25 protein-coding genes and 1 tRNA gene are annotated in these 24,990 nt (G+C 40.8%); 3 read left to right on the top strand and 23 right to left on the bottom strand.

Annotated elements, in window-relative coordinates; all coding sequences use genetic code 11:
• Window positions 1-89: 89 nt before the first annotated feature.
• The 3 genes from FHY45_RS13955 to FHY45_RS13945 form a co-directional block, all read right to left on the bottom strand.
• Window positions 90-329 carry a glutaredoxin family protein gene (locus FHY45_RS13955; RefSeq protein WP_257469108.1) on the bottom strand — a complete coding sequence of 80 codons (240 nt, stop codon included), beginning with the start codon at window positions 327-329 and terminating at the stop codon, window positions 90-92.
• Window positions 330-374: 45 nt separating this feature from the next.
• Entirely contained in the window at window positions 375-1,667 is a 1,293-nt protein-coding gene (gene rpoN / locus FHY45_RS13950; protein ID WP_139892215.1) for an RNA polymerase factor sigma-54, read from the bottom strand.
• A gap of 169 nt (window positions 1,668-1,836) precedes the next feature.
• Window positions 1,837-1,908 (bottom strand) — tRNA-Arg (locus FHY45_RS13945).
• Window positions 1,909-2,204: 296 nt separating this feature from the next.
• On the opposite strand from FHY45_RS13945, the gene clpP reads away from it, so the two are divergent.
• The 3 genes from clpP to FHY45_RS13930 all read left to right on the top strand — a co-directional run bounded on the left by clpP (window position 2,205) and on the right by FHY45_RS13930 (window position 7,132).
• The gene (clpP, locus tag FHY45_RS13940; RefSeq protein ID WP_066106206.1) at window positions 2,205-2,807 is read left to right on the top strand and encodes an ATP-dependent Clp endopeptidase proteolytic subunit ClpP; all 603 of its coding nucleotides are present in this window, start codon (window positions 2,205-2,207) and stop codon (window positions 2,805-2,807) included.
• A 346-nt stretch (window positions 2,808-3,153) separates the two neighbouring features.
• Window positions 3,154-4,578, top strand: coding sequence for an amino acid permease (locus tag FHY45_RS13935; RefSeq protein WP_139892214.1), 1,425 nt, complete (start codon window positions 3,154-3,156; stop codon window positions 4,576-4,578).
• 169 nt (window positions 4,579-4,747) lie between these two features.
• Window positions 4,748-7,132 carry an immune inhibitor A domain-containing protein gene (locus tag FHY45_RS13930; protein ID WP_139892213.1) on the top strand — a complete coding sequence of 795 codons (2,385 nt, stop codon included), beginning with the start codon at window positions 4,748-4,750 and terminating at the stop codon, window positions 7,130-7,132.
• Window positions 7,133-7,201: 69 nt separating this feature from the next.
• Here FHY45_RS13930 and FHY45_RS13925 read toward each other — a convergent pair whose 3' ends face one another.
• The 20 genes from FHY45_RS13925 to hprK all read right to left on the bottom strand — a co-directional run bounded on the left by FHY45_RS13925 (window position 7,202) and on the right by hprK (window position 24,968).
• A complete protein-coding gene (locus FHY45_RS13925) occupies window positions 7,202-7,456 on the bottom strand; it encodes an HPr family phosphocarrier protein (protein WP_066106196.1) in 255 nt (84 codons plus the stop codon).
• A gap of 49 nt (window positions 7,457-7,505) precedes the next feature.
• Window positions 7,506-8,447, bottom strand: coding sequence for a DNA-binding protein WhiA (gene whiA, locus FHY45_RS13920; protein ID WP_066106193.1), 942 nt, complete (start codon window positions 8,445-8,447; stop codon window positions 7,506-7,508).
• A gap of 29 nt (window positions 8,448-8,476) precedes the next feature.
• On the bottom strand, window positions 8,477-9,451 hold the full coding sequence (locus FHY45_RS13915) for a gluconeogenesis factor YvcK family protein (RefSeq protein WP_302621342.1): 975 nt from the start codon (window positions 9,449-9,451) through the stop codon (window positions 8,477-8,479).
• Window positions 9,426-10,352 carry an RNase adapter RapZ gene (gene rapZ / locus FHY45_RS13910; RefSeq protein ID WP_373925482.1) on the bottom strand — a complete coding sequence of 309 codons (927 nt, stop codon included), beginning with the start codon at window positions 10,350-10,352 and terminating at the stop codon, window positions 9,426-9,428. Before rapZ ends, FHY45_RS13915 begins: the two co-directional genes overlap by 26 nt.
• Before the next feature lie 3 nt (window positions 10,353-10,355).
• A complete protein-coding gene (locus FHY45_RS13905; protein ID WP_139892212.1) occupies window positions 10,356-10,820 on the bottom strand; it encodes an 8-oxo-dGTP diphosphatase in 465 nt (154 codons plus the stop codon).
• Window positions 10,821-11,114: 294 nt separating this feature from the next.
• Window positions 11,115-12,068, bottom strand: coding sequence for a thioredoxin-disulfide reductase (gene trxB, locus FHY45_RS13900; protein WP_066106186.1), 954 nt, complete (start codon window positions 12,066-12,068; stop codon window positions 11,115-11,117).
• Between the two features lie 114 nt (window positions 12,069-12,182).
• Window positions 12,183-13,673 (bottom strand): tetratricopeptide repeat protein, encoded by a 1,491-nt coding sequence (locus FHY45_RS13895; RefSeq protein ID WP_139892211.1) that lies wholly within the window; start codon window positions 13,671-13,673, stop codon window positions 12,183-12,185.
• A 642-nt stretch (window positions 13,674-14,315) separates the two neighbouring features.
• On the bottom strand, window positions 14,316-14,987 hold the full coding sequence (gene hisIE / locus FHY45_RS13890; RefSeq protein ID WP_139892210.1) for a bifunctional phosphoribosyl-AMP cyclohydrolase/phosphoribosyl-ATP diphosphatase HisIE: 672 nt from the start codon (window positions 14,985-14,987) through the stop codon (window positions 14,316-14,318).
• Window positions 14,984-15,742, bottom strand: coding sequence for an imidazole glycerol phosphate synthase subunit HisF (gene hisF, locus FHY45_RS13885; RefSeq protein WP_139892209.1), 759 nt, complete (start codon window positions 15,740-15,742; stop codon window positions 14,984-14,986). The genes hisIE and hisF overlap by 4 nt, the downstream gene beginning before the upstream one ends.
• A complete protein-coding gene (hisA, locus tag FHY45_RS13880; protein WP_139892208.1) occupies window positions 15,739-16,485 on the bottom strand; it encodes a 1-(5-phosphoribosyl)-5-[(5-phosphoribosylamino)methylideneamino]imidazole-4-carboxamide isomerase in 747 nt (248 codons plus the stop codon). The genes hisF and hisA overlap by 4 nt, the downstream gene beginning before the upstream one ends.
• Window positions 16,485-17,123 carry an imidazole glycerol phosphate synthase subunit HisH gene (gene hisH / locus FHY45_RS13875; RefSeq protein ID WP_066106169.1) on the bottom strand — a complete coding sequence of 213 codons (639 nt, stop codon included), beginning with the start codon at window positions 17,121-17,123 and terminating at the stop codon, window positions 16,485-16,487. The genes hisA and hisH overlap by 1 nt, the downstream gene beginning before the upstream one ends.
• Before the next feature lie 19 nt (window positions 17,124-17,142).
• A complete protein-coding gene (gene hisB, locus FHY45_RS13870) occupies window positions 17,143-17,730 on the bottom strand; it encodes an imidazoleglycerol-phosphate dehydratase HisB (RefSeq protein WP_066106166.1) in 588 nt (195 codons plus the stop codon).
• Window positions 17,727-19,010, bottom strand: coding sequence for a histidinol dehydrogenase (gene hisD / locus FHY45_RS13865; RefSeq protein ID WP_139892207.1), 1,284 nt, complete (start codon window positions 19,008-19,010; stop codon window positions 17,727-17,729). Before hisD ends, hisB begins: the two co-directional genes overlap by 4 nt.
• Window positions 19,011-19,025: 15 nt before the next feature.
• Window positions 19,026-19,661, bottom strand: a complete 636-nt coding sequence (hisG, locus tag FHY45_RS13860) for an ATP phosphoribosyltransferase (RefSeq protein WP_139892206.1) — start codon at window positions 19,659-19,661, stop codon at window positions 19,026-19,028.
• Window positions 19,658-20,845, bottom strand: coding sequence for an ATP phosphoribosyltransferase regulatory subunit (locus tag FHY45_RS13855; RefSeq protein ID WP_139892205.1), 1,188 nt, complete (start codon window positions 20,843-20,845; stop codon window positions 19,658-19,660). Before FHY45_RS13855 ends, hisG begins: the two co-directional genes overlap by 4 nt.
• A gap of 193 nt (window positions 20,846-21,038) precedes the next feature.
• Window positions 21,039-21,566, bottom strand: coding sequence for an acyltransferase (locus FHY45_RS13850; RefSeq protein WP_066106154.1), 528 nt, complete (start codon window positions 21,564-21,566; stop codon window positions 21,039-21,041).
• Window positions 21,563-22,207, bottom strand: coding sequence for a pyrophosphatase PpaX (gene ppaX / locus FHY45_RS13845; protein WP_139892204.1), 645 nt, complete (start codon window positions 22,205-22,207; stop codon window positions 21,563-21,565). Before ppaX ends, FHY45_RS13850 begins: the two co-directional genes overlap by 4 nt.
• Window positions 22,176-23,144, bottom strand: a complete 969-nt coding sequence (locus FHY45_RS13840; protein ID WP_139892203.1) for a nucleoside recognition domain-containing protein — start codon at window positions 23,142-23,144, stop codon at window positions 22,176-22,178. The genes ppaX and FHY45_RS13840 overlap by 32 nt, the downstream gene beginning before the upstream one ends.
• 78 nt (window positions 23,145-23,222) lie before the next feature.
• Window positions 23,223-24,023 (bottom strand): prolipoprotein diacylglyceryl transferase, encoded by an 801-nt coding sequence (lgt, locus tag FHY45_RS13835; RefSeq protein ID WP_139892202.1) that lies wholly within the window; start codon window positions 24,021-24,023, stop codon window positions 23,223-23,225.
• Between the two features lie 21 nt (window positions 24,024-24,044).
• The gene (gene hprK / locus FHY45_RS13830; protein WP_066106142.1) at window positions 24,045-24,968 is read right to left on the bottom strand and encodes an HPr(Ser) kinase/phosphatase; all 924 of its coding nucleotides are present in this window, start codon (window positions 24,966-24,968) and stop codon (window positions 24,045-24,047) included.
• Between the last annotated feature and the right edge of the window lie 22 nt (window positions 24,969-24,990).

The raw sequence follows: 24,990 nt of genomic DNA, 5'->3' as shown, positions 1-24,990 counted from the left end.
AGCGTCCCAGTTTATGTAAAAAAATAGCTCCTGATGTAATTCCATTCTAACAGGAGTTTCGAATAGTTGCAAGGTTCTAAATGTGAACATCACGTTAAATAGCGACGAATCTCATCTAAATCTATACGGCCGTATTGAATAACCTGATCATTGATTTCGACTACAGGAATCATAAGGCCATATTGTTCCAGTAATTTATCATTAGAATATATATCGACTTCAAGGAGAGTAAACGTCATTTCTCTTTGCAAAATTTTCAAAAGATCCTTTGCCTCTTCGCATAATGGGCAATTCTTTTTTGTATAAAAATGAATGATTGGTACACTCACTCTCTTTCCCCCTGCTCTTTCTTATTTTCTACATTTATAAATTAATTATTCACTAACCTCATATCGTTTTCTTTTTGAAGAAGATGGTATATGAAGCAGAGTCCGATATTTCGCGATTGTCCTCCGTGATACAAGAATACCAAAATCATCCTGAAGTTGCTTTGCAATTGCCTGATCCGATAAAGGTAATGTTTTCTGCTCTGCCTTTATCAACCGCACTATTTCTTGCTTTACTTGTTCTGATGAAGAGTCTTCCAATTGAGCGTTCGGGATGCTGCTCGTAAAAAACATTTTCATATCATAAGTCCCAAATGGCGTCTCTACCACTTTGTCTCTAATCGCCCTGCTTACTGTGGACTCATGCACATTAACCATTTTGGCGATTTCCTTCATAGTTAATGGCTTTAAGGTGACACTTTTTCCAGTATCAAAGAAGGCAGATTGCTTTTCCATGATGGCATAAGTTACACGCCTTAAAGTTTGCTCTCTTTGCTCAATAGCCTTTTTTAGCCAGTTAAGCTCCAATTTCTTTTCGTACATATACTTTTTAGTTATGTCATCACTTCCATTTATAGGGGAAGTAAATTCATTCGTTTTAAATCTTCTCATTGATAAAACTTTTACAGTGGGTACTCCTTTTGAAACAGAAACACTTACATCCGGTATGAAATATTGGAATTCACCACTATTAAAAGCTGAACCAGGTTTGGGGTTATATGCCTGTATTAAATCAAAAATGGATTGAATATCTGCAATTGTTACACCAACCAGCTTGGCAAGCTCTTTCCACTTTCTATTCACAAGCATATCGAAATGATTAACCAAAACCTCTTCTAGTGGCAGATCATCGATATAATCACGTTTAGCCTGTATGAGCAAACATTCACTTAGATTCCTGGCACCCACTCCGACAGGCTCCAATGCCTGCAAAACAGATAAGGCAACATCCCATTCTGCCTGACTAACCTCCACAAGGGATCGAGCTTCCTCAAAGGTAATACGTAAATATCCATTTTCATCGATACAATCAATCAAAAACAATAAAACGCACTCTTCCCTGTCGGTTAATACTTTAAATGGAATTTGGGATCGTAAATAAGATTTTAATGAAACAGTCTCCTCACTGATTTGATTGATTGATGAGTCGCCATATGATCTGCCTGAGACTTTCGGATACTCGTCATCTATTTCAATTAACGGATTCTCAAGTGCTTTTCCATCGATATAGGCAGCTAATTCAATTGCCGGGTATTGAAGCAAGTTTATTGCCTGATTTAATTCCGGCGTCATCGTCAGCTTTAACTTTTGTTGCTGGTACAAACCAAACTCTACGTTCAAATCCCTGCCCCCTTATAATAAATCGCTTACATTAATAGTAGTAAATAGGAAGGAGCAGAGCAAGAAAAAGGAGGATATATTTACAAAATATTGAATTTGTTAATAAATAAAAAAATGCCCCAGTGCTAAGCTACTTTCGGCACTGAGGCATTTCCTACAATATATTATACGCCCTCGGAGGGAATCGAACCCCCATCGTAAGAACCGGAATCTTATGTTCTATCCATTAAACTACGAGGGCAAAATGTTAGCCTACAAAATTATATTATAAGGAAGAGAAAGTCTTTTTGCAAGAACTATTCCTTAGGTTTATAAGCCTTTATGTTGGGTAAGATGGATATCAGGGATTATTTTGTTTCTATACATAGAATCAGTTGCAAATTATGCGCAGACCAATCAGATAAACTAGACATCAGTCCTTAATAAAAAACATATAGTAATGTAAGCGTCTTTTGTTTGACCTTTATTGACCATAAAGTGTATGATAAAGTCAAAGCCAAATGTATTATTTTTTTACATATAAGGAGGAGAAAATAAATGAATTTAATTCCTACAGTTATTGAACAAACAAATCGCGGGGAACGCGCATACGATATTTATTCCCGTTTATTAAAAGACCGGATTATCATGCTTGGAAGTGCAATTGATGACAATGTTGCCAACTCTATCGTTGCCCAATTATTGTTCCTTGAAACTGAAAACCCAGAGAAAGATATTTATCTTTACATCAATAGCCCAGGCGGAAGCATCACAGCTGGTATGGCAATCTACGATACAATGCAATATATTAAACCAAAGGTTTCTACGATCTGTATCGGTATGGCTGCTTCAATGGGTGCATTCCTTCTTGCTGCCGGCGAAAAAGGAAAGCGTTTTGTGTTACCAAACAGTGAAGTGATGATTCACCAACCACTTGGCGGAGCTCAAGGACAAGCGACTGAGATTGAAATCGCTGCTAAACGCATTCTCTTTATGCGTGAGCGCTTAAACAAAATTTTGGCTGAACGTACTGGTCAATCTTATGAAACAATTGCTCGCGATACAGAACGTGATAACTTCATGACAGCTGAACGTGCGGTTGAGTACGGATTAGTTGATAAAATTATCACCCGCAATGTAGTAGAAGAAAATAAAAAATAATAAACTGATTAAGAGCTGTCGAGATATTCGGCAGCTCTTTTGTTTTATCAAAAAAATAATGTAGATATCCCCCTCTACTCCCCTACCTCACAATATTTTAGTCCTCTAATTGTTTATCACTTTACCAAATTAAAGTTTGATGTTAATATGAAAGCACAATTTAATAATTAGTCATTCTAAAGAGTGTTTATTGTGTTGAATTTCATACTTAAAAGTCTCAACCAATACAGCCACCGGAATGATCAAATTATAATTCGGGTATAGAATTATAACGATTTGTACCACTAGCAATAATTTATCTTATTATATTTTTCGCATATTTTGAAAACAGAAGGGGTCTTTCATCATGAATAATAAAAAATGGGGATTTTGGATATTAACCATGTTTGTTGTCGGCAACATGGTTGGTGGAGGAATATTTATGCTTCCGGCAAACCTAGCTGGTGTTTCAAGTCCGTTTGGAGCATCAATGGCCTGGATCTTAACAGGAGCTGGAGTATTAATGGTTGCTCTTGTATTTGGAAATTTGGCTATCAGAAAGCCGGAATTAAAAACGGGACCGCAAAGCTATGCTCAAGCCATGTTCAGTTCACCAAGTAAAGGGAAAATTGCTGGTTACAGTATTGCTTGGGGTTACTGGGCTGCTAACTGGGCTGCTACGGCATCAGTCATTATCTCATTTGCCGGGTACTTATCTACCTTCTTTCCAATTATGCAAAGCCAGTACATCCTTTTTTCAAGCGGCAATTTTGATCTTGAATTAGGGAAATTCTTAAACTTTATGGTATGTACAGTTATGCTGTGGGGCATTCACTTTATTCTCTGCGAAAGCTTTAACAGCGCTGGGAAAATCAATTTGCTGGCTACTATCACAAAAGTAATTGGTTTCGCACTTTTTATTGTCGCAACCATTTTTATATTTGATTCTGCTAATATAATGAACGGTAAAGAATTTATCGATGCATCTGGGGTTTCCCATTCATTGGGTGGACAAGTAAATAACGCAGCTATTGCCACGCTATGGGCCTTTATTGGGGTAGAAGCTGCTGTGATGCTATCCAATCGAGCAAAGTCTCAGACTGATGTGAAAAAAGCGACAATCACCGGACTGATTATTGCCATTGCGATCTATATTGGTATAACACTATTAACAATGGGCGCTTTATCCCAAGAGGCATTGCAACAGTCACATAAACCTTTGGTTGATGCTCTGCAAGCTGCAATCGGATCTAGCGGTGCTTATATTCTAGGATTCCTTGCCTTAATTTCATTATTCGGATCTACAGTCGGTTGGATTGTCGTTAGCTCCGAGGTTCCTTATCAAGCTGCTAAATCCAACTTGTTCCCGGCATTCTTCGGAAAAACGAATAAAAAAGGAAGTCCAGTCAATTCTTTGACTATCACAAACCTTTTAACGCAATTCTTTTTATTCGCTACTGTTTCCGGAACGATAATGGAAGCTTATGAATTCGCAATGGTCGTTGCTACATTAGCTTACTTAATCCCGTATTTCGTTAGTGTCCTTTATCAGGTAAAACTGATTATTACCGGTGAAACATACACAGGGATGAAGCAATCACGATTGATAGATGGCATAATTGCGATAGTGGCTCTTGTATACACCCTATGGGTAATTAAAACCGGAACAGCCGATTTAAAAACCTTCTCGCTCGGTATAGGATTATTTGTCCTCGGTCTTGTTCTCTATCCAATCCTGATGAAAAACAAGAAACCAAAAGAAATTTCTAGAAGTTTGACAGAAGATAGATAATTATAAGACGAAACCACTCTTTCAAAAAGGGTGGTTTTTTTATGTCTAATCACCCACTTCTTTTTCCTCAACTACTCCTATTCTACCATTTTCTACTATTAAAGAGGTTTTTTAACAGAATAGTTAGAATATTTATAGATGTTAATTAAAATTTAGAGGAGGAAACCATTTGCGAGGAAAATCTATTTTGGCATCGGCCTTCGCTGCTGCTTTAACATTCAGTGCCTTTGCACCAGCCACTTCTGCTCACCAAGTTTCGACAATAAGTAATCATGCTGCAACCGAGACCAGTCATAATCATTCAGTTACCTATACAGGAAGCTCTTTTGATTTAAGCATTGCCAACGAGGAACGATTAATTAAAATGCTTAAAAAGGAAGGTGTTATCAAGAAAAATGCAACAGATAAAGAAGCACAGGCACAGTTGAAAAAGTACCTAAAGAAAAAAGAAGAAAACGCTAAAAAGGACTCATCAAAAAAATTCGATAAGCAAATAAAAGAGTTGCAAAAGAAGTGGAACAAAAAGAAAAAAGGAAAAAAACCTGGCAAAGGTTCCAAACCTAATAACGGTGTTGTTCAACCAGTAAAAGAAGAGAAATATAGAGGGTCTGTAGTAAAAGATAAAGTTTTGGTTCTGATGATTGAATTCCCTGATTACAATGGTGACAATGTCAGACCAGAGGATACAGACATGTATTATAAAGATTATACTAAGGATCATTATCAACAAATGATTTTTGGTAAAAAGGGATATACAGGTCCTAACGGCGAAAAGCTAATTTCTATGAAGCAATATTATGAACAGCAATCTGGCGGTAGCTATACCGTAGATGGTGAAGTAGCTGGTTGGTATATGGCTGAAAAACCTGCCGCTGAGTATGGTGGAAATATTCCCACACCCGATGGAAATGACAAGGATGCACGTAGCCTTGTAAAAGAAGCATTAGAGGCAGCAGCAAACGATCCAAATGTAGATCTTGCTGAATATGATCAGGAAGATCGCTACGATTATGATGGAGACGGCAATAAACGCGAACCAGATGGATTAGTCGATCACTTAATGATTGTCCACTCTGCTGTAGGTGAAGAAGCAGGTGGCGGTACACTGGGCGGAGATGCAATCTGGTCCCATCGTTCAAATTTGGGAGGGGTATTCCCAATCGATAATACGGAAACAGACATACCTTACTGGAATGGACAAATGGCTGCTTACGATTACACCATTGAACCAATTGATGGAGCTGCCGGAGTATTTGCCCATGAATATGGCCACGATTTAGGTCTACCGGATGAGTATGATACGCAATACTCAGGATCTGGTGAAGCCATTGGCTATTGGTCAATCATGGCAAGCGGCAGCTGGGCAGGTAAAGTTCCAGGAGGAGAACCAACTGGGTTCAGCCCATATGCAAAAGAATATCTTCAGGAGAGCCTTGGAGGAAACTGGCTTAATTATGAAGAGGTCGATCTTGATGATCTGACTAGACGGGGATCTGAATTCCTTCTCGATCAAGCCATTACAAAGGGAAGAAACCTGGATGCACTTAAAGTGAATTTGCCACAAAAGAAAACCACAGTAAATACCCCTTATAGCGGGAAGTATGAATATCATAGCGGAAAAGGTAATAACCTAAATAACTCTTTGGTTACTTCTCTTGATCTAACAAATAAGTCGACAGCCCAGTTATCTTTCAAGACTTGGTATCAAATAGAGCAGGATTGGGACTATGCATCTGTTCAAGTGCGTGAAGAAGGACAAACAAACTGGACAGGGGTAGCAGGGAATATAACCACTTCTACTAATCCATATAAACAAAATCCGGGTAATGGTATAACAGGAAACTCCAACGGATGGGTAGATGGTATATTTGATTTAACGGCCTATGCTGGCAAGAAAATTGAATTGCGTTTTAATTACTGGACTGATGTAGCAGCTATTGAAGCAGGTTTTTATGTAGATGATATTACAATTACTGCCGATGGTCAGGAACTCGTAAAAGATAATGCAGATACTTCAACCTCTTCCTTTACATTAGATGGCTTCACAAAGAATGAAGGCTTCTATACAAGTGATCAATACTATTTGGCAGAATGGCGGAATCATCAGGGCGTCGATTTGGGACTTGCTCATATCAAACGCGGAGCCAGCCTAATGAAATATGATGGCGGATTAGTGGTTTGGTATGTGGATGACAGCTATTCAGATAACTGGACAGGCAAACATCCAGGTGAAGGCTTCCTTGGAGTAGTCGATGCTGACCAAGGAACATTGAAATGGAGTGACAAATCCTTAGCTGCAACTCGTTATCAAATTCATGATGCTGCATTTAGATTAGATAAAACAGATAAAATGTATTTGGATTATAAGAACATAAATGGTTTAACATTGTCTGATTTTGATACGAAACCATTTTCTGTGTTTGATGATAGCAAAAATTATTTAAATCCTGGCAAACCGGACGCAGGGCGGAATATCCCTGAGTTTGGCGTAAAAATCAAGTTAACGGGCCAAAGTAAAGACCGTACTGTCGGAAAAATTCTTATTAGTAAATAAGGCAGGAAAAGAGGCGGCTCATAGATAGCCACCTCTTTTCTGTTTGTATCCTAACGGTTCTCCATTTTACTACTCTTTTGTCATAAATGCTTCTAAAACCTGTATAGCCTCTTCTTCATCCTGACCATCTGCTGCAAGGGTCACTGTCTTACCTGAACCAATCGCCATACTCATTAATCCCATAATACTTTTTACATTGGCCTTCTTTTCTCCATCTATAATAAATATATCAGATGAAAAACGACTTGCCTCCTGAACAAATAGAGCAGCCGGGCGTGCCTGCAAGCCTGTTTTAAGCTGTACAGTGACTTCTTTTTCAATCACAGCGATTCCCCTCCATTAAATATTATTTATATCATAATGCTTGGAATACTTATTTAGATTCACCGGCTCGCAGCCTCTCGGCAATTTCATCTATTTTACGTAGACGATGATTTATACCCGACTTGCTTATTTTATCGCTTGAAACCATTTCCCCAAGTTCTTTTAGGGTTACATCTTGGTATTCGACACGCAGTCTTGCAATTTCACGTAGCTTATCAGGCAATATATCCAGACCAACTGTATTTTCAATATAACGTATATTTTCAACCTGGCGCAATGAAGCGCTGATTGTTTTATTCAAGTTTGCAGTTTCACAATTTACAAGTCGATTTACAGAATTTCGCATGTCTCTAACAATACGAATATCCTCAAATTTCAAGAGTGCATTATGCCCTCCAATAATATTCAGGAACTCAGAAATCTTTTCCGCTTCCTTCAAATAGGTGATAAATCCTTTTTTTCTTTCGAGCGTTTTGCTTTTTAATCCAAATGAGTTCATCAACTCACACAAAGAATCATTATGCTGTTTATATAAAGACGATATTTCTAAGTGATAAGAGGAAGTCTCAGGATTATTAACTGATCCGCCTGCAAGAAATGCACCACGTAAATATGATCGTTTACAGCATTTCTTGTGGATTAGTTCCTCGGATATATCATGGATAATCGTAAATCCATTTTCAATGATATTCAAGTCTGTTAGTACTTCCTTCGCTTTCTCAGAAAACCGTACAATATAGACATTATTCTTTTTCAGCTTCATCTTTTTACGAACAAGCAAATCAACCTGGAGATTATAAAGCTTCTTTAAAAACGTATAAATTCTCCGGGCAATCGCTGCATTTTCTGTTTGCACATCCACAATAAGATGACGATTGGAAAAGGATAAGGATCCGTTCATCCGGATTAGCGCAGATAGTTCTGACCGTGCGCAGCACTCTTTTACTTCTAAATTGGTTAATTCTTTTTTTGTTTCCGACGCAAACGACACCCTTTTTTACACCTCAATCCCTTTACAACTTACACTTTATTCTTTTCCTTTAATAAATTATAGATAATAGAAGCAACAACGACTGTATCATGTCTGACACGGTTATTTTGAATTGTTACAATATTATCCTTAATCACTTGCAGTCCCATTTGTTCAAGTCTGTTTATATCAAAGATAACCGGTTGGGCATACTCTTCTTTATATTTTAATTTTAAATGCGCAGGGATATCCTCTTTATTGACTAAGATTGTATCCATACATGACTCACCTAAATGCTCATTTATTACTTTCAAATGGTCACTTGCTGTATAATTCAGGGTTTCCCCTGCTTGAGTCATTAAGTTACAAATATATACCTTGGATGCTTTGGCATTTGCAATTTCAGCTGCAATTGTAGGCACAACCAAATTAGGCAATATACTTGTATAAAGACTTCCCGGCCCCATCAAAATTAAATCTGCCTGTCTGATGGCCTGGATGGTTTCATGAGGAGGCTGAATATGCTCAGGACTGAGGAATACCCGCTTTATGCGTTTCCCGGAGTATGGAATTTTTGATTCACCGGAAACAACCGTCCCATCCTCGAGTTCTGCATGTAGGATTACGCTCTGGTTAGCAGAGGGCAAAACCTGCCCTCTTACATTTAAAACCTTACTCATCTCCTGAATAGCATGTACAAAGTCACCGGTAATAGAGGTCATCGCAGCAAGAATTAAATTCCCTAGAGCATGACCTGATAATTGTTCAGAGCCTGTAAATCGATGCTGAAACATTTGCTCAATTAATGGCTCTACATCAGACATAGCTGCTAAAACATTCCGTATATCACCAGGAGAAGGGATGTCCAGTTCCTCTCTCAGTCTGCCAGAACTGCCACCATCATCCGCAACGGTCACTATAGCGGTAATGTCGAGGGGATATGCCTTTAGCCCTCTTAATAGGACAGGAAGGCCCGATCCACCACCTATGATGACCACTTTAGGTTGTGCTGATATGGATGTCATCTGTGCGTACCTTCCTTTTATCAATATCACGATGCGTTACACTCGTATGGTACTCATTGTTATACCGTTTACCCAGATATTCAGCTAAAGTTACGGAACGATGCTGGCCTCCAGTACATCCCACAGCGATAATTAACTGGGCTTTTCCCTCACGTTTATATTGAGGAATCATAAAATCAAGTAAATCCGTCCATTTTTCAATAAATTTCTGGGTTTCACTCCATTTCATTACGTAAGAAGAAACCTCTTCATCCAGTCCAGTTTGCGGACGCATATTTTCTATATAAAACGGATTAGGCAGGAATCTTACATCAAAAACTAAATCTGCATCAATAGGGATCCCATGTTTGAAACCGAACGACATGATATTAATCGAGAACTCTACCCGTTGATTAACGGAAAACTGTTTGGCAATTTTCTCACGCAGCTCTTTTGGCTTAAAATTTGATGTGTTATAAATCGTTTGAGCCCGTCCTTTTAATTCCTCAAGCAAATCTCGTTCCAGTCTAATCCCTTCCAACGGCGATCCTGATGGAGCCAATGGATGAGTACGTCTTGTTTCCTTATATCTTCTTACTAAAACGGAGTCATCCGCATCCAGGAATAAAATTTCAGGAACAAACTTGGAGGATTCGTTAAGATCATCCAAGGCTTTGAATAAGTGTTCAAAAAATTCCCTGCCTCGTAAGTCCATTACTAATGCTACCTTATTCATCTTCTTTCCTGAATTGTTCATAAGCTCCATGAATTTAGGAAGAAGCGTAGGGGGAAGGTTATCCACACAGTAGAAGCCCAGATCCTCGAAGCTCTGTATCGCAACTGTCTTACCGGCACCCGACATACCCGTAATAATGACCAGTCGATTCTCTGATGCTGCAGTTTCTATTTTTTTCTCTTCCATTATTTATTCCCCGTTTCTTTCAAGCTTGTAATCGAGTAGTATGAAATCTTCTGTATATTTAAATGTACCTATTAGTATTCCTTGTCCATTCATCATATGATCCAATATTTTGCGATCTCCCTCTGCCATTGGCAATGCCAGAATATCGTTTAAAGGATGCCATTTCAGAATCCCTTCCTCATTCTCCTGATATGCTTCTCCCTTAAATGCATAGGCACGAAAAGAAAAAAGCATCCATTCATGAACAATTTGGTCATCTTTCATATTAACCATGGTGAAAATGCCTTTTAACTCAGGACGCTCGATTTTCAAATTGGTTTCTTCATAGAATTCACGCATGACAGAGTCATGTATGGATTCTCCAGATTCCATTTTGCCGCCGGGCGCTACCCACCAATTTCTTCTGGGCTTTTGAAGCATAAGGGCCTTGCCATCTGCCATTAACATACAATTGGTTACTCTTTGCAAACTATTTCACCTCAGTTGCTACAGCACAAATTAGATAGACTTCTCTTTATTATACTATTTTAGATGTGCATGAACAATGTACGTTAATCATCATAATTTTTTCAAGTCATCCCTATATTTTTCGACAAACAACAAAAAAAAGCGGCATAGGTTTTATAACCTATGCCAAAAAAATATATAAAAGGGGGTCAATTTCTTATTTTTATTCTACCCCAAATGTATTGCACTTTGATTACAGCTACATTAATTAATAATGACTTTAATGTAAATTTTTTACTCAGCCTTCAAGCAATTTTATTTTGCTTGTGCTTTTAATTGCTCCATCAACTCTTCCACATAATGCTGTGCGGATTGAGCGGCTATACTGCCATCACCTGTTGCCGTAACAATTTGTCGTAAATTCTTTTCACGAACATCTCCGGCTGCAAAAATACCAGGAATTTTTGTTTCCATACGATCATTGGTTTCGATATAACCAGCTTGATTCGTAATTCCGATTGTTTGGAATGGTTTTGTTAATGGCAGCATTCCAATATAAATGAATACGCCATCTGCAGGATACTCGCGCTCAGTACCATCTACAGTGGATATCAATGTTACACTGCCAACCTTACCATCTTTCTCATTAATGCTTTTTAACGTTGTATTCCAAATAAAATCTACTTTTTCATTCTCAAAGGCACGCTGCTGTAGAATTTTTTGGGCACGAAGTTCGTCCCTGCGGTGTACAATCGTTACTTTAGAAGCAAAGCGAGTTAAGTACACACCTTCTTCAACAGCAGAATCTCCTCCGCCAATCACGAAAAGCTCTTTGTTCTTAAAGAAAGCTCCGTCACAAACAGCACAATAGGAAACACCGCGACCACCTAGCTCTTTTTCACCAGGTACGCCGATTTTCTTATATTCAGCACCAGTAGCAATAATAATAGTACGCGTTTTATATTGCTTGGAACCAGCATCAATGGTTTTATATTCTTTTCCATCAATAATTTGTTTTACTTCACCATAAGCATATTCTGCGCCAAATTTTTTCGCATGCTCGAACATTTTAGTTGATAGATCTGGACCAAGAATGGTTTCATATCCCGGATAGTTTTCAACCTCTTCCGTATTCGCCATTTGCCCGCCCGGAATTCCACGCTCAAGCATTAATGTCGAAAGATTGGCTCTTGAAGTATATACAGCTGCTGTCATACCCGCCGGTCCGGCTCCAATAATAATTACATCATAAATTTTTTCCTCAGACATTATGAATCACTCCTTCTTACGATAGGACTCGAACCCTCTCTACATTCATTACATTTCTCGTCTTATCCTCGAACTAATCGTATTAAACTATACATATTAGGTCCAAAAATTTGCTCATTGCAACAATTCGGCTACATGCTTTACATACTTAGAAAGTGTCGAGTTAGATATTCCATATCGTTCCGCCACTGTTTTTTGAGATTCTTTTTCACCGCGCAGCTTGTGCCATTCGTAATCAATAGCAGCTGCCCATGCAAGTGGATTTGAGAACCGTATACCATTCTCTTTTCCTTCTGCATATACAGAAAACCAGAGAAAATAAAGGCCGGACTCAATCAATTTTACCGGCTGATAAAACCTATATAACGTGTCTGCTACCTCTGCCGCAAAAAATTGACGGTTATCGGATAGCTCGATGCTATTTTTATATTCTCGTTCCATCGCTGTGAAACGTTTATTAGTTTCGTAAGAGGGATGAGTTTTAATTTGATTAAATTCCCCCGAATGACTCGCTAAAAAGAGACCAAACAATCTCTCCTCCAGATACTCACTTTCCAACTTTTTAATGATGGAAGGCGCATGCTCTTCAAATCCAGATTCCTCATCTTCAGTCATTGCGCCCCAAGGCTCAAGTCCCTCTTTATCAGGACTGTATTCAACCACTTTAGCCCAGGCATTTTCAGCAACTCTCTTTTGCCCGATTTGATGGGCAGATTTACTGAGCCAATAATAGAAGGTTCCGTCCCCTTCATAACCCTTTTTCTGCAGCTGGCGAAGCCAGATATAAGCTTCCTCATAATAACCAGTCAGCGCAAAGGTCGCTCCTAATTTTAACCGGTGTTCATCAAGAATAGGTCTGACTTTTTTTAGGACAGCGAAAACCTCATCAAGCTTATCCTGCTCCATCTGATAATGGTAAAAGACCATTCCATTGCACAGAGCATGCAGATTGCCAGGGTTCTTCTCAAGGACTCGATCGAGCGTCTCAAAAGCTTTCTCTGTTTTACCTACATAGAAATAAGCCAGTGCCAAATTATTATAAGCCGACCAAAATTCAGGATATAAATCGATTAATTCTTCAATTTTTTCAACGGCTTTCACAAAATTACCCGCTTCAAGCAACTCACGTGCCGCCTCTTGGCGCATCATTAAATCATCCTGAACTTCCAAGGTCTCTTCTGTTTCATCCGTCTCAAATGTGATTAAATCCAGCAAATCTTCTGCATCCTCACTGAATTCACCAAACTGATCTTTATTTAAATATTCGTTAGCATGCTTATAGGCCTCTTTAAATAAACCCATATGAGCAAAATTATTAGCCAGGAAATAATGGCACTCCGTCATAAACGGATCCAACTCCTGAAGAATATTCTCAAGCAGCTGATTCGAAAACTGATATTCACCTAATTCCGTACAAATCACAGCCAGCTGGCAAGCAATCATCGGCTCACCCGGTTCCAGCTGCAACGCACGGTTCATATATTTCTTAGCTCTATATAATTCCCTTCGCTGGAAAGCTTTTATTCCCTTTGTAAAATAGAACTCTCCCGTGGGGTTAAACGAAACAACTTTTGCCTTATTAGTCAAATTAAAATTATTCCCCATCTAGTCCTCCAAGCACATATACTTTAACCCTACAATTATACCATATTAAGAGAATTATAGAAAGAAAAGCGGAAGGGCCTTGCCCAGGAGCGAGGAGCATAAGACAGAGGCTCGGAGGGGGATGTTTTCCCCCGTAGAGGCTATGCTTATGTCCCGAGCTCCTAGGCCCTGACGCTGGATCAGATGAAAAGCGGAGGCGAGACGACTGATTCAAGGAACAAAGATTAAGAACGCCACATCCTGTGGCAACATCTTTGTGACCTACATCCTGTAGGCATCCGACAAGCATATGGAGTGGCGGTTCAGGAGCAGGAGGGGCTTAGCCCAGCCAGAGCTCCTTTCCCCTCTACCTTTCACCCACCTTCGACCCACCTTTACCCGGGTATAGGCAGGTTATAGGTTGGTCATAGTCCTACCATAGCTCCTTTCCTCTACCTTTCACCCACCTTCAACCGACCTTTACCCGGGTATAGCCCGGGCATAGGTCGGTCATAGTCCTGGCATAGCTCCTTTCCTCTACCTTTCACCCACCTTCGACCTACCTTTACCCGGGTATAGCCCGGGCATAGGTCGGCCATAGCCATGACATAGCTCCTTCACCCTGCCACCTTCATCAAACAAAAAAACTCAAAAGGATATCATTCATCCTTTTGAGTCAGTTTCATCATCATTCTGTTTAGTAAGATGGCGTTCACGGAGGTTTTTTTGAATTTCAGAGAATGGGAGATTTTGTTCTTTTAAGAGGACAAGGACATGAAAGAATAAATCGGATACTTCCCATTTTAATTCTTCTAGGTCGCGGTTTTTGGCAGCGATGATGACTTCGGCTGCTTCTTCTCCCACCTTTTTAAGAATCTTGTCTACCCCTTCTTCAAATAAATACGTTGTATATGAGCCTTCGGGACGCTCTGCTTCCCGTTCAGCAATGATTTTCTCCAAATCATACATAAAATCCTTTGCTTCATCTGCCGGCTGAATTAAATTAATATCATCAGCCTGATACAGCGATTCCGTAAAGCAGCTTACCGTACCGTTATGACAGGCTGGGCCTGCTGGTTGAACCAATACTACTAATGCATCCTGATCGCAATCATAGCGGATTTCCCGTACGGCTTGAGTGTTTTTGCTTGTTTCCCCTTTATGCCAAAGCTCCTGGCGGGAACGACTGTAAAACCAGGTTTCTCCCGTTTGAATCGTTTTCTCCAATGATTCCTTATTCATATAAGCCAGTGTCAGGACTTCCTTCGTTTCTCCATCCTGAACAATGGCCGGCACTAATCCGTTCGTATCAAATCGTATATTCTCTATATTCATCTCACAAGCACTCCTTGTTCTCGCAGTCTACGTTTAACTTCCTGTACGCTTGTCTCTTTGTAATGAAAAATGGAAGCAGCCAGTGCTGCGTCTGCTTTTCCTTCTGTAAAAACCTCAGCAAAATCTTCCTTACTTCCCGCTCCACCGGACGCAATCACCGGAACTGTAACAGCCTCACTGATCGCCTTGGTCAGTTCAATATGGAATCCGCTTTTTTCCCCATCACAGTCCATACTCGTTAGTAATATTTCACCGGCACCGAGCGCAACGGCTTGCTTAGCCCAATCAATAGCATTTAATTCGGTAGCTTTACGGCCGCCATGTGTATAAACTCGAAAGCCGTTCATCTCCGCATCATACTTTGCATCAATAGCAAGAACGATACACTGATTCCCAAAATAGCTGGCTCCCTCTGCAATCAGCTCCGGCCGAAGCACTGCCGCCGTGTTTACAGATACCTTATCCGCTCCGGCACGCAGAATGGTCCTCATATCAGCAACTGAGTTAATCCCTCCACCAACTGTAAATGGGATACTCAGGACAGTCGCCGCTTCCCGAACCACTTCCACCATCGTCTTTCTTCCTTCATGGGACGCTGAAATATCAAGGAATACTAGCTCATCTGCTCCTTGGTCATCATACATTTTCGCCAATTCAACTGGATCACCTGCATCCTGAAGCCCAAGGAACTGAATCCCTTTCACGACACGGCCCTCTTTTACATCTAAACAGGGAATAATTCGTTTCGTAATCATAAGGATTCAACCGCCTTCGCTAGGGCCTGCGGCAATGTAAAGCGATTTTCATAAAGTGCCTTCCCGATGATGACTCCTTCAATTCCATCCGCTTGATAGGCCTGTAAAGCAGCGATATCCTCAAGCTGACTCATTCCTCCTGATGCGATGACATTCTTTCCGGTTGCGCACGCAAGTTCAGCTGTTGCCTCTACACTGGGACCATTAAGCATCCCGTCATTGGCGATATCCGTAAAAATGAACCATTCTGCCCCTTTATCGGCAAAATACTTGCCTAAGTCAACGACAGTCCATTCACTTGTTTTCAGCCAGCCATCAGTCGCCACCTTACCGCTTTTACCATCCAGTCCTATCGCAACTTTCCCCGGATATTGCTGAATCATCCGTGTGGCAAATTCCGGTTCTCTTACAGCCACACTGCCAAGAATGACACGCGATATACCATTCTTCAAGTAACGGGCTACCTGCTCCTCATTGCGAATCCCGCCTCCGACTTGAATGGATACGCTCTTTAATTCCCGGGCTGCCTTTAGTACGTGTTCCTCATTAACTGGATTTCCCTCTTTGGCACCGTCTAAATCGACCATATGAATCCATTTGGCTCCTAAATCAGAAAAGGACTTGGCCATTTCAAATGGAGAATCTCCATAAACCGTTTCCTGCCCATAATCTCCCTGCAGAAGACGGACACATTTACCGCCTCTCATATCAATTGCCGGATAGATTGTAAAATTAGTCCCCATCACTTATCCCCCGCCTTCTCTATTACCAGATTCACGAAGTTCCCGAGCAAACCTTTTCCCATCTGTCCACTTTTTTCAGGGTGAAATTGCATTCCCATCACATTCCCTTTTCCTACAATTCCGGGTACCTCGACATCATACATTGCTGTTGCGATTAATTCCGCTGAGTCCTTTATTTGGGCATAATAGGAATGGACAAAGTAGACATAATCCTCTTCCAATCCTTCAATTAAAGGATTCACATTCTTAAATTGCAGTTTATTCCATCCCATATGAGGAACTTTATAGGTTTTACCGGTTTGATCAATCCCCGTAAATTTCGCAATATGTCCTTCCAAGAAACATAGCCCCTCGGAAAACCCGTGTTCATCACTGCTCTCGAACAATAGCTGCATTCCAAGGCAAATGCCGAGCAGGGGCTTACCACTTTCGACATACTCCTTTAAAAATACGTCCAATTTCTGCTCTTTTAATGCAGTTATTGCATCCCGAAAAGCACCCACGCCGGGTAAGATTAACCCATCACAGCCGGCCAATACAGTCGGATCACCGCTTATCACAGGATCCGCTCCCAGCCTGTCTAATGCGTTATAAACGCTGAATAAGTTTCCCATCCCGTAATCAACGATTCCAATCAAGACTGCCACCCCTCTCCACTTACAGCATCCCTTTTGTAGATGGAATTCCTTTCACCCTTGGATCGTGTGATGTCGCTTCATCAAGCGCACGTCCAAGCGCTTTAAAAATGGCTTCAACAATATGATGGGAATTGCGGCCATAATGGACGACGACATGAAGATTCATCTTCGCCTCAATCGCAAGCTTCCACAGGAATTCATGTACAAGCTCTGTATCAAAGGATCCAATCATCGGTGCCGGAATGTCTGCTCTAAATTCAAGATGCGGCCGATTGCTCAAATCAACAACGACCTGTGCCAGTGCTTCATCCATCGGAACAAAGGCATTTCCATATCGCTTAATCCCTCTTTTATCTCCAAGCGCCTGACTCAACGCCTGCCCTAAACAAATACCAATATCCTCTGTTGTGTGATGCCCATCCACTTCTATATCCCCATCCGCATCTACTCGTAAATCAAAATGGCCGTGCTTCGCAAATAGATCCAGCATATGCGAGAGAAAAGGCACACCTGTTGAAAGCTCCGTCTTACCTTCACCGTCAAGGCCTAAAGCAAGCTTAATTTTCGTTTCGTTCGTTCTTCTATCTATTTCGGCTGTACGTTTCATTGACCTTCCTCCTTCGAAATAAATCGCGATTCCACGGCCCGCGCATGAGCCTCTAATCCTTCTAATCTAGCAAAAGCAGCGATTTTAGATGCATTAGCCTCAAAATCCTGTTGACTGTACATAATTAAGCTCGTTTTCTTTTGAAAATCATCTACATTCAATGGGCTTGAAAAACGGGCTGTACCATTTGTAGGCAGCACATGATTGGGACCTGCAAAATAATCGCCAACCGGCTCAGAACTATATTTACCGATAAAAATAGCACCTGCATGCCTAATTGCGCCCGCCACATTCATCGCATCCGCTGTTTGAATTTCCAAATGTTCAGGGGCCAGCTCATTTACAGCCTCAATCGCCTCTTCCAATGTGTTTGCTACGTATATACCGCCAAAATTATTCCAGGCAGCGAGCGCAATCTCTTTACGCGGTAACACGGCCAATTGTTTCTCCACTTCCACTTTGACCTGGCTCGCCAATCTTCGGCTCGTGGTAATCAGCACACTGCATGCCCGTTCATCATGTTCAGCCTGTGATAGCAAATCTGCCGCAACATGCCGAGCCTCTGCCGTTTCATCAGCAAGCACCGTAATCTCACTAGGACCGGCAATCATATCAATATCCACATCCCCATATACTTCCCTTTTGGCAAGCGCGACGTAAATATTACCCGGTCCTGTAATTTTATCTACTTTTCCGATTGATTCTGTTCCATAGGCAAGAGCTCCGATTGCTTGGGCACCGCCTACCTTATAAATTTCAGTGATGCCTGCAATATGCGCGGCAGCAAGCACGGAGTCAGGTAATCTCCCGTCTATTCCCGGCGGCGAAACCATGACAATCCGCTTTACACCGGCCACTTTAGCCGGGATGGCATTCATTAATACGGAGGATGGGTAGGCGGCCGTACCGCCTGGAACATAGATGCCGACTGAATCAAGCGGAGTACGCCTTAAACCAAGCATAGTTCCTGTCACGGACATATCTATCCATGAATTTTGCACTTGTTTTTCATGATAGCTTCGAAGATTTGAAGCAGCTTCAGTCATGATTGAAATCATCTCTTGCGGCATGTTGGCGATTGCTTTTTCCATTTCATCGTTTGTTACTTTAAGAGAATCCATCTCTGTTTGGTCAAACTTTTTTGTATAAAAAAATAAAGCCTGATCTCCGCGTTCCTTTACATCCTGCAGGATTTGTTGGACAACCTTCCTTTGAGCATCGGATCCGCCATCCACCGTACGTTTCAACGATAATCCACTCGTTAACGATTTAATTTCCATGCCTTCTCCCTCCAATTATTCCTTCGGCTGCAAAACCTTTCCCAGTCGAGTTACCATTTCAGCGATTTCTTTTTCCTTCATTCGATAACTTACCGGATTTGCAATAAATCGTGATGTCACATTCTGGATTGCTGCATACTCTACCAGTCCATTCTCACGTAAAGTTTGTCCGGTCGATACAATATCAACGATTCGATCAGCAAGGCCTATCATGGGAGCCAGCTCAATGGACCCGTTTAACTTAATAATTTCAACCTGTTCACCCTGCTCACGAAAATATTGGGAAGCGATATTTGGGTATTTACTGGCAATCTTCGGAGCAATCTTGTTCATTTCTGTATTCGGCATGCCTGCCACTGCTAAATGGCATTCACTTATTTCTAAATCCAACAATTCATACACATCACGTGCTTCTTCCATCAGAACGTCTTTACCGGCAATCCCTACATCAGCCACACCATGCTCGACATAAGTGGGAACATCCATTGGTTTAGCCAGGATAAAACGAAGATTTTCATTCTCTACATGAATGATCAATTTTCTAGTATCGTCAAAATCAGGAGGAATCTGATAATCTGCTTTTCTTAATAATTCCACTGCTTCATCCAAAATCCGTCCCTTTGGCATGGCAATCGTTAATTGTTCCATTATCCCTCTCCCCCTGATCCATCTGTCATGTCAATCATAAATTCAATATTCGGAAAATGATTTGTAAATGTATTTACATCCTTTATTCCATTCACATTTTGTAAAACCACGCGCATGCCGGATTGTCGCAGCTCCGTTGCCCGGCTTATCGCTTTCTGTTGCTGTACAGGGTGATAAATGATGCAAAGGGGCGGCTCTTCTTCAACTCCTGAATCGAGCGCCTCCAGTATACGGTCTAAACGTAAACCAAATCCTGTGGCAGGAGCATCTGTCCCGAACTGTTTATATAGCTCGTTGTATCTTCCTCCATTTCCAAGTGGAAAGCCTACATTTTCCCCAGATACTTCAAACAAAATACCTGTATAATAATCCATATGGCTGACAAGTGATAAATCATACGTAATCATTTCTGTATGATCTGTTAAAAGAAGGATATCGGCCAATTTTTTCAACTCTTTAACCGCATGCTGACCAAGCTGCCCATTTGTCAGTTTTTCAGCCATTTCCAGAATCTCGCGGCCCCCTTTTAAATAAAGAAGCTGAAACAGAGTCTCTTTATCCTTTAATGAGATTGGCAATTGATTCACATACTGTTTAAAACCAACATAGTTTTTTTCAAACAGAAATTTCCTCATAATCCCTGCAGTTTCTGCGCAACCGCCAAAATGAAGGAGTAAATCCTGTACAAAGCCAATATGACCAAGCGTAATATGGAATCTTTCCAAACCAGCACATTTTAAAACATCAGACAGAAGACAAAGCACTTCAGCATCAGCCGAAAGGGTACGATCCCCTATCAATTCAATCCCAAATTGCTCAAATTCTGCTGGACGTCCTCCCTCTTTTTCCTGTGCTCTGAACACATTTGCACTATAGGCGAGCCGCTCGGGATTCCCTTCCTTCAATAGATGGGAAGAAGCAACCCTAGCAATAGGCGAGGTCATATCCGGTCGCAACACTAAACTATGACCATCTTTATCTAATAACTTGAATAAATGAACATCACGGATAGCAGATACCTTACCGACCGTCTCATAATATTCGAGTGATGAAGTTTCCAAAAAACGATATCCGTATTGAACCGTTTGATCCATCATCCTTTGTTTCATGGATTGTTTTATCTTATATAAATCCGGCAATGTGTCACGCATGCCCAAGGGCTTTTCAAACATAAATAAATCCGGCATAATTAACAGTCCTTTATTATAAGTTTTTAGAATACTTTAGTTCGCTAATATGCTAATATGATGAAGTTAAGTTAAAGTGTATCGTTCCTTCCAAATAACGTCAAGTGATATGGATATTCCTTTCCACCAATCTATCATTAGGCCTGCAAATTACACAATTAAAAACCCCGCTCTAATGAACGGGGTTCCTCTTTTACCGAAAGAAATCATCTTCCTTGATTCTAATTTTCATTTCTTCCGCACTATAGATGATTTTCATCGGATTACCTCCTACAAAGGCCCCTGCCGGAACATCCTTATGAACGAGGGTCCCTGCCGAAACAATCGCACCATCACCTATTTCAATTCCGGGCAACAGAGTAGAGTTGGCACCAATCAACACCTCATCACCAATAATTACACTCCCTAAACGGTATTCGTTTATTAAGTATTCGTGCGCGAGAATCGTTGTATTATAGCCAATCACTGAGTTACGTCCAACGGATATTTTTTCTGGAAACATAACGTCAAGCATAACCATTAAGGCGAAGGAGGTCTTCTGCCCAACCTTCATTCCTAAAAAAGTCCGATAAAGCCAATTTTTCATGCTTAAAAAAGGTGTATATCTCGCAAGCTGTATAACGATAAAATTCCGAACAACCTTCCAAAAGGGAACGGTTTTATAAACATACCAAAGGGAATTGCCATCACCTTTTACCGGATAACGCTTAGTTCTTCTCATTGCTTTACAATCGTTAAGAGATCGCGCATATTTTCAAGCATATAATCTGGCTTGAATTGCTCAAGATACTCTCTTCCCTTGATTGTCCAGGCAACGCCCGCTGTCTTCGTTCCAGCGTTTTTCCCAGCCAAAACATCATGGCTATTGTCTCCAACCATAATCGTTTCAGAAGGCTCAGATCCGATTAATTTCAACGCTAACTGGATTGGCTCCGGATCTGGCTTTGGCATTTGAACATCATCAAGTGTGACAACAACATCAAAAAAGGATTCAAGGCGGCCTTTAATCAAGCCCATCTTAACAGCATTGCGCATTTTAGTTGTCACAATACCGACTTTATATCCACTTTTTTTAAGTATTTCAATCGTCTCATATACACCTTCATATTCACGAACAAGTAAGTCATGATTGGCAAAATTGTGTTCACGGTAAAATGCAATCATCTCATCCTTACGCTCAGGATCCAATCCTCCAAAGGTTTCAGCCAGGGAGGGACCAATAAATTGGTAGACGTCCTCACGTGAATATTGGCCTGGATAGTAGTGATTAAATGTATGTAAAAATGAAGCAATAATTAGTTCATTCGTATCAATTAATGTTCCATCTAAATCAAATAGTAATGTTGTGATTTTCTGCTTCACGCTGTTCGTCCTTCCTCTTTCTTAATTCTACCTTTTTCCATATAAATGCAATTGTTACGGCTAAAAGAATGGCTGTCACCAAACGGATGAGTAGCAGGGGCAGAACTGGCACGCCAAGAGGGATAAAAATGACCGTATCCTCCACCACTGCATGGCAGGCGATTAGAAAGATAAAGGCGATCGTAATATCCTTTTTACTAACCCCATCTTCACGAACGGCATCAAGCATAACTCCCGCTCCATAAGCCAGACCAATGACCAAGCCCGCAACCAAAGTCATGGATGTGTTTTCTTTCATCCCCAGCATCCTAGTGATAGGCTTCATCCAGTCCGAAAATTTATTTAGCCAATTAAGATCCTTCATAATTTGGATAACTAGCATCAATGGAATAACGATCAATGCCAGCTTTAATGTTCCATAGGCTGCTTTTTCCAATGCCAGCAATAACACAGGTATGAGGCCTGATACCACTTCCTCATTGCCGCTGATTCCATAATATATTCTCTCTGATCCGCCCTGCCATACTAAATGAATGACAATGGCTGATAATAGCGCGAGTCCAATACGTGTGAGCAGGACAACCCATAGTTTAACTCCTACCTTTAGCGCAACACCGGTTTCAATAAAGAGATTATGGGAAAAGGAAAGCATTACGGCAATAATAAATACTTCTTTAACAGTTAAAGAATCGAGTGCCAATATGCCCCCAATCCCGGCATAGAGATTCAAAAAGTTCCCGAGTACCAACGGAATTGCTGCGTCTCCCGGAAGTCCAATCAGTCCCATGGCAGGACTTATCAAATCAATGATCCAAGGTAATACCGGTGTATATTGCAAGATGGATATTAAAAATGTAACGGGAAAAATAATCTTCCCGAGCATCCACGTAGTTCTTAACCCAGCCATTATCCCTTTTGATATGGTATCTTTTTTCATAAATTCCACCCCTTTAGCTGTTCACGATGTACAACCTGCAATCTGAAATTCTAAAGATGTGGTTATGAGCAATGGACATCATATGTCTAAATATTTTTTCTCTGAATATCCCATTTTCCGTCTTACAACAAGCAGGATTATTCCACCAATAATCAATGAAAGCGATAAGACCTGCGCCATTCGGAATTCACCAAACAGCATGAGGCTATCTGTTCGCATCCCCTCTATAAAGTAGCGGCCGATGGAATACCAAATTACGTATGTCAGGAACATTTCACCCTGACGCAGATTAACTCTTCTTAACAGAAGCAATAAACCAAATCCAAGGAAATTCCAAAGGGATTCGTACAAGAAAGTCGGGTGGTGGTATGCACCATTGATAAACATTTGATCAATGATGAAGTCGGGCAACATTAAATTCTCAAGAAATTGGCGGCTAACCACATCACCATATGCTTCCTGGTTAATGAAGTTACCCCATCTGCCAATACCCTGCGCGAGAATAAGAGATGGCGCTGCAATATCAGCAATTTTCCAGAAGGATATATTTCTGGAGCGAGCAAAGAAAATGGTTGTAATGACGGCCCCAATCAAGGCTCCATGAATGGCAATTCCGCCATTCCATATTTTATAAATATCGCCGAGGTGATCTTTATAATAGGACCACTCAAAAATAACATAGTAAATACGTGCACTGATAATAGAGATTGGAACTGCATAGATCAACAGGTCAACAAACAAATCTTTGTCCAACCCACGGCGTTTTGACTCACGCATGGCAAGCCAAAGCCCAATAAAGACACCCATTCCAATAATAATTCCATACCAGTAAATCTGGATGGAACCGATATGTATGGCAACACGGTCTATCGTATTCATCTACCCTAACACCTACTCTAATTATTTTTCTTTTTCAATTGCTTCATTCAATTTTTCGGTAAATTGCTGAGCTGTATTAACGCCCATTCGTTTCAGACGGAAATTCATAGCCGCCACTTCAATAATAACCGCAATATTTCGGCCCGGCCGAACTGGTATATTCATTCGGGTGATATCCGTATCAATAATTCGTACCTTTTCTTCTTCCAAACCAAGTCTATCGTAATTCTTCTGCTGATCCCATAGCTCCAGATTGATGACAAGGGAGATTCTTTTATGGCTTCTGACTGCTCCCGCACCAAACAAAGTCATCACATTAATGATGCCTACGCCTCTAATTTCCAAAAGGTGCTCGATCAATTCAGGTGAATTTCCGACCAGTGTGTCGTCATCTTCCTGGCGAATTTCCACACAATCATCGGCAACTAAACGATGTCCTCTTTTTACAAGTTCAAGCGCAGTCTCACTTTTTCCGACTCCGCTCTTTCCGGTAATCATGACACCTACGCCATATATATCTACCAAAACGCCGTGAACAGCAGTCGTTGGAGCAAGCTTGCTTTCAAGGAAATTAGTCAGTCGGCTGGAAAACCGGGTCGTTTTCATCGATGTTCGTAAAACCGGTACAGAAACGCTTTCAGAAGCCATCAATAATTCCTTCGGCACCTCTAAATCACGCGTGATAACGATACAAGGTGTAATATCACTGCATAGCATTTGCATTCTTGAAATTCTTTCTTCATCATTTAACTTAGAGAAAAACGATAATTCTGTCATCCCAAGGATTTGAATACGATCAGCAGGGTAATAATCGAAATAACCTGCAATTTCTAAACCAGGTCTGGAAAGATCGCTCGTAGTGATAGGTCTATTTACACCTTCTTCACCACAAACCAGTTCAAGCTGGAATTCATCAATGAGGTCGATTGTTTTAACTTTTGCCAAAAAATTCACTCCCTGATCTAGT

The sequence above is a fragment of the Bacillus sp. D386 genome (assembly GCF_006346415.1).
This window is presented reverse-complemented; position numbering and strand designations above follow the sequence as displayed.

Coding starts and splice junctions, on each gene's coding strand:
- clpP (WP_066106206.1), top strand. CDS start 2,205: ATGAATTTAATTCCTACAGTTATTGAACAAACAAATCGCGGGGAACGC.
- FHY45_RS13935 (WP_139892214.1), top strand. CDS start 3,154: ATGAATAATAAAAAATGGGGATTTTGGATATTAACCATGTTTGTTGTC.
- FHY45_RS13915 (WP_302621342.1), bottom strand. CDS start 9,451: ATGACATCCATATCAGCACAACCTAAAGTGGTCATCATAGGTGGTGGA.
- rapZ (WP_373925482.1), bottom strand. CDS start 10,352: ATGGAAGAGAAAAAAATAGAAACTGCAGCATCAGAGAATCGACTGGTC.
- trxB (WP_066106186.1), bottom strand. CDS start 12,068: ATGTCTGAGGAAAAAATTTATGATGTAATTATTATTGGAGCCGGACCG.
- FHY45_RS13895 (WP_139892211.1), bottom strand. CDS start 13,673: ATGGGGAATAATTTTAATTTGACTAATAAGGCAAAAGTTGTTTCGTTT.
- hisIE (WP_139892210.1), bottom strand. CDS start 14,987: ATGAATATAGAGAATATACGATTTGATACGAACGGATTAGTGCCGGCC.
- hisF (WP_139892209.1), bottom strand. CDS start 15,742: ATGATTACGAAACGAATTATTCCCTGTTTAGATGTAAAAGAGGGCCGT.
- hisA (WP_139892208.1), bottom strand. CDS start 16,485: ATGGGGACTAATTTTACAATCTATCCGGCAATTGATATGAGAGGCGGT.
- hisB (WP_066106166.1), bottom strand. CDS start 17,730: ATGAAACGTACAGCCGAAATAGATAGAAGAACGAACGAAACGAAAATT.
- hisD (WP_139892207.1), bottom strand. CDS start 19,010: ATGGAAATTAAATCGTTAACGAGTGGATTATCGTTGAAACGTACGGTG.
- FHY45_RS13855 (WP_139892205.1), bottom strand. CDS start 20,845: ATGCCGGATTTATTTATGTTTGAAAAGCCCTTGGGCATGCGTGACACA.
- FHY45_RS13850 (WP_066106154.1), bottom strand. CDS start 21,566: ATGAGAAGAACTAAGCGTTATCCGGTAAAAGGTGATGGCAATTCCCTT.
- FHY45_RS13840 (WP_139892203.1), bottom strand. CDS start 23,144: ATGAAAAAAGATACCATATCAAAAGGGATAATGGCTGGGTTAAGAACT.
- lgt (WP_139892202.1), bottom strand. CDS start 24,023: ATGAATACGATAGACCGTGTTGCCATACATATCGGTTCCATCCAGATT.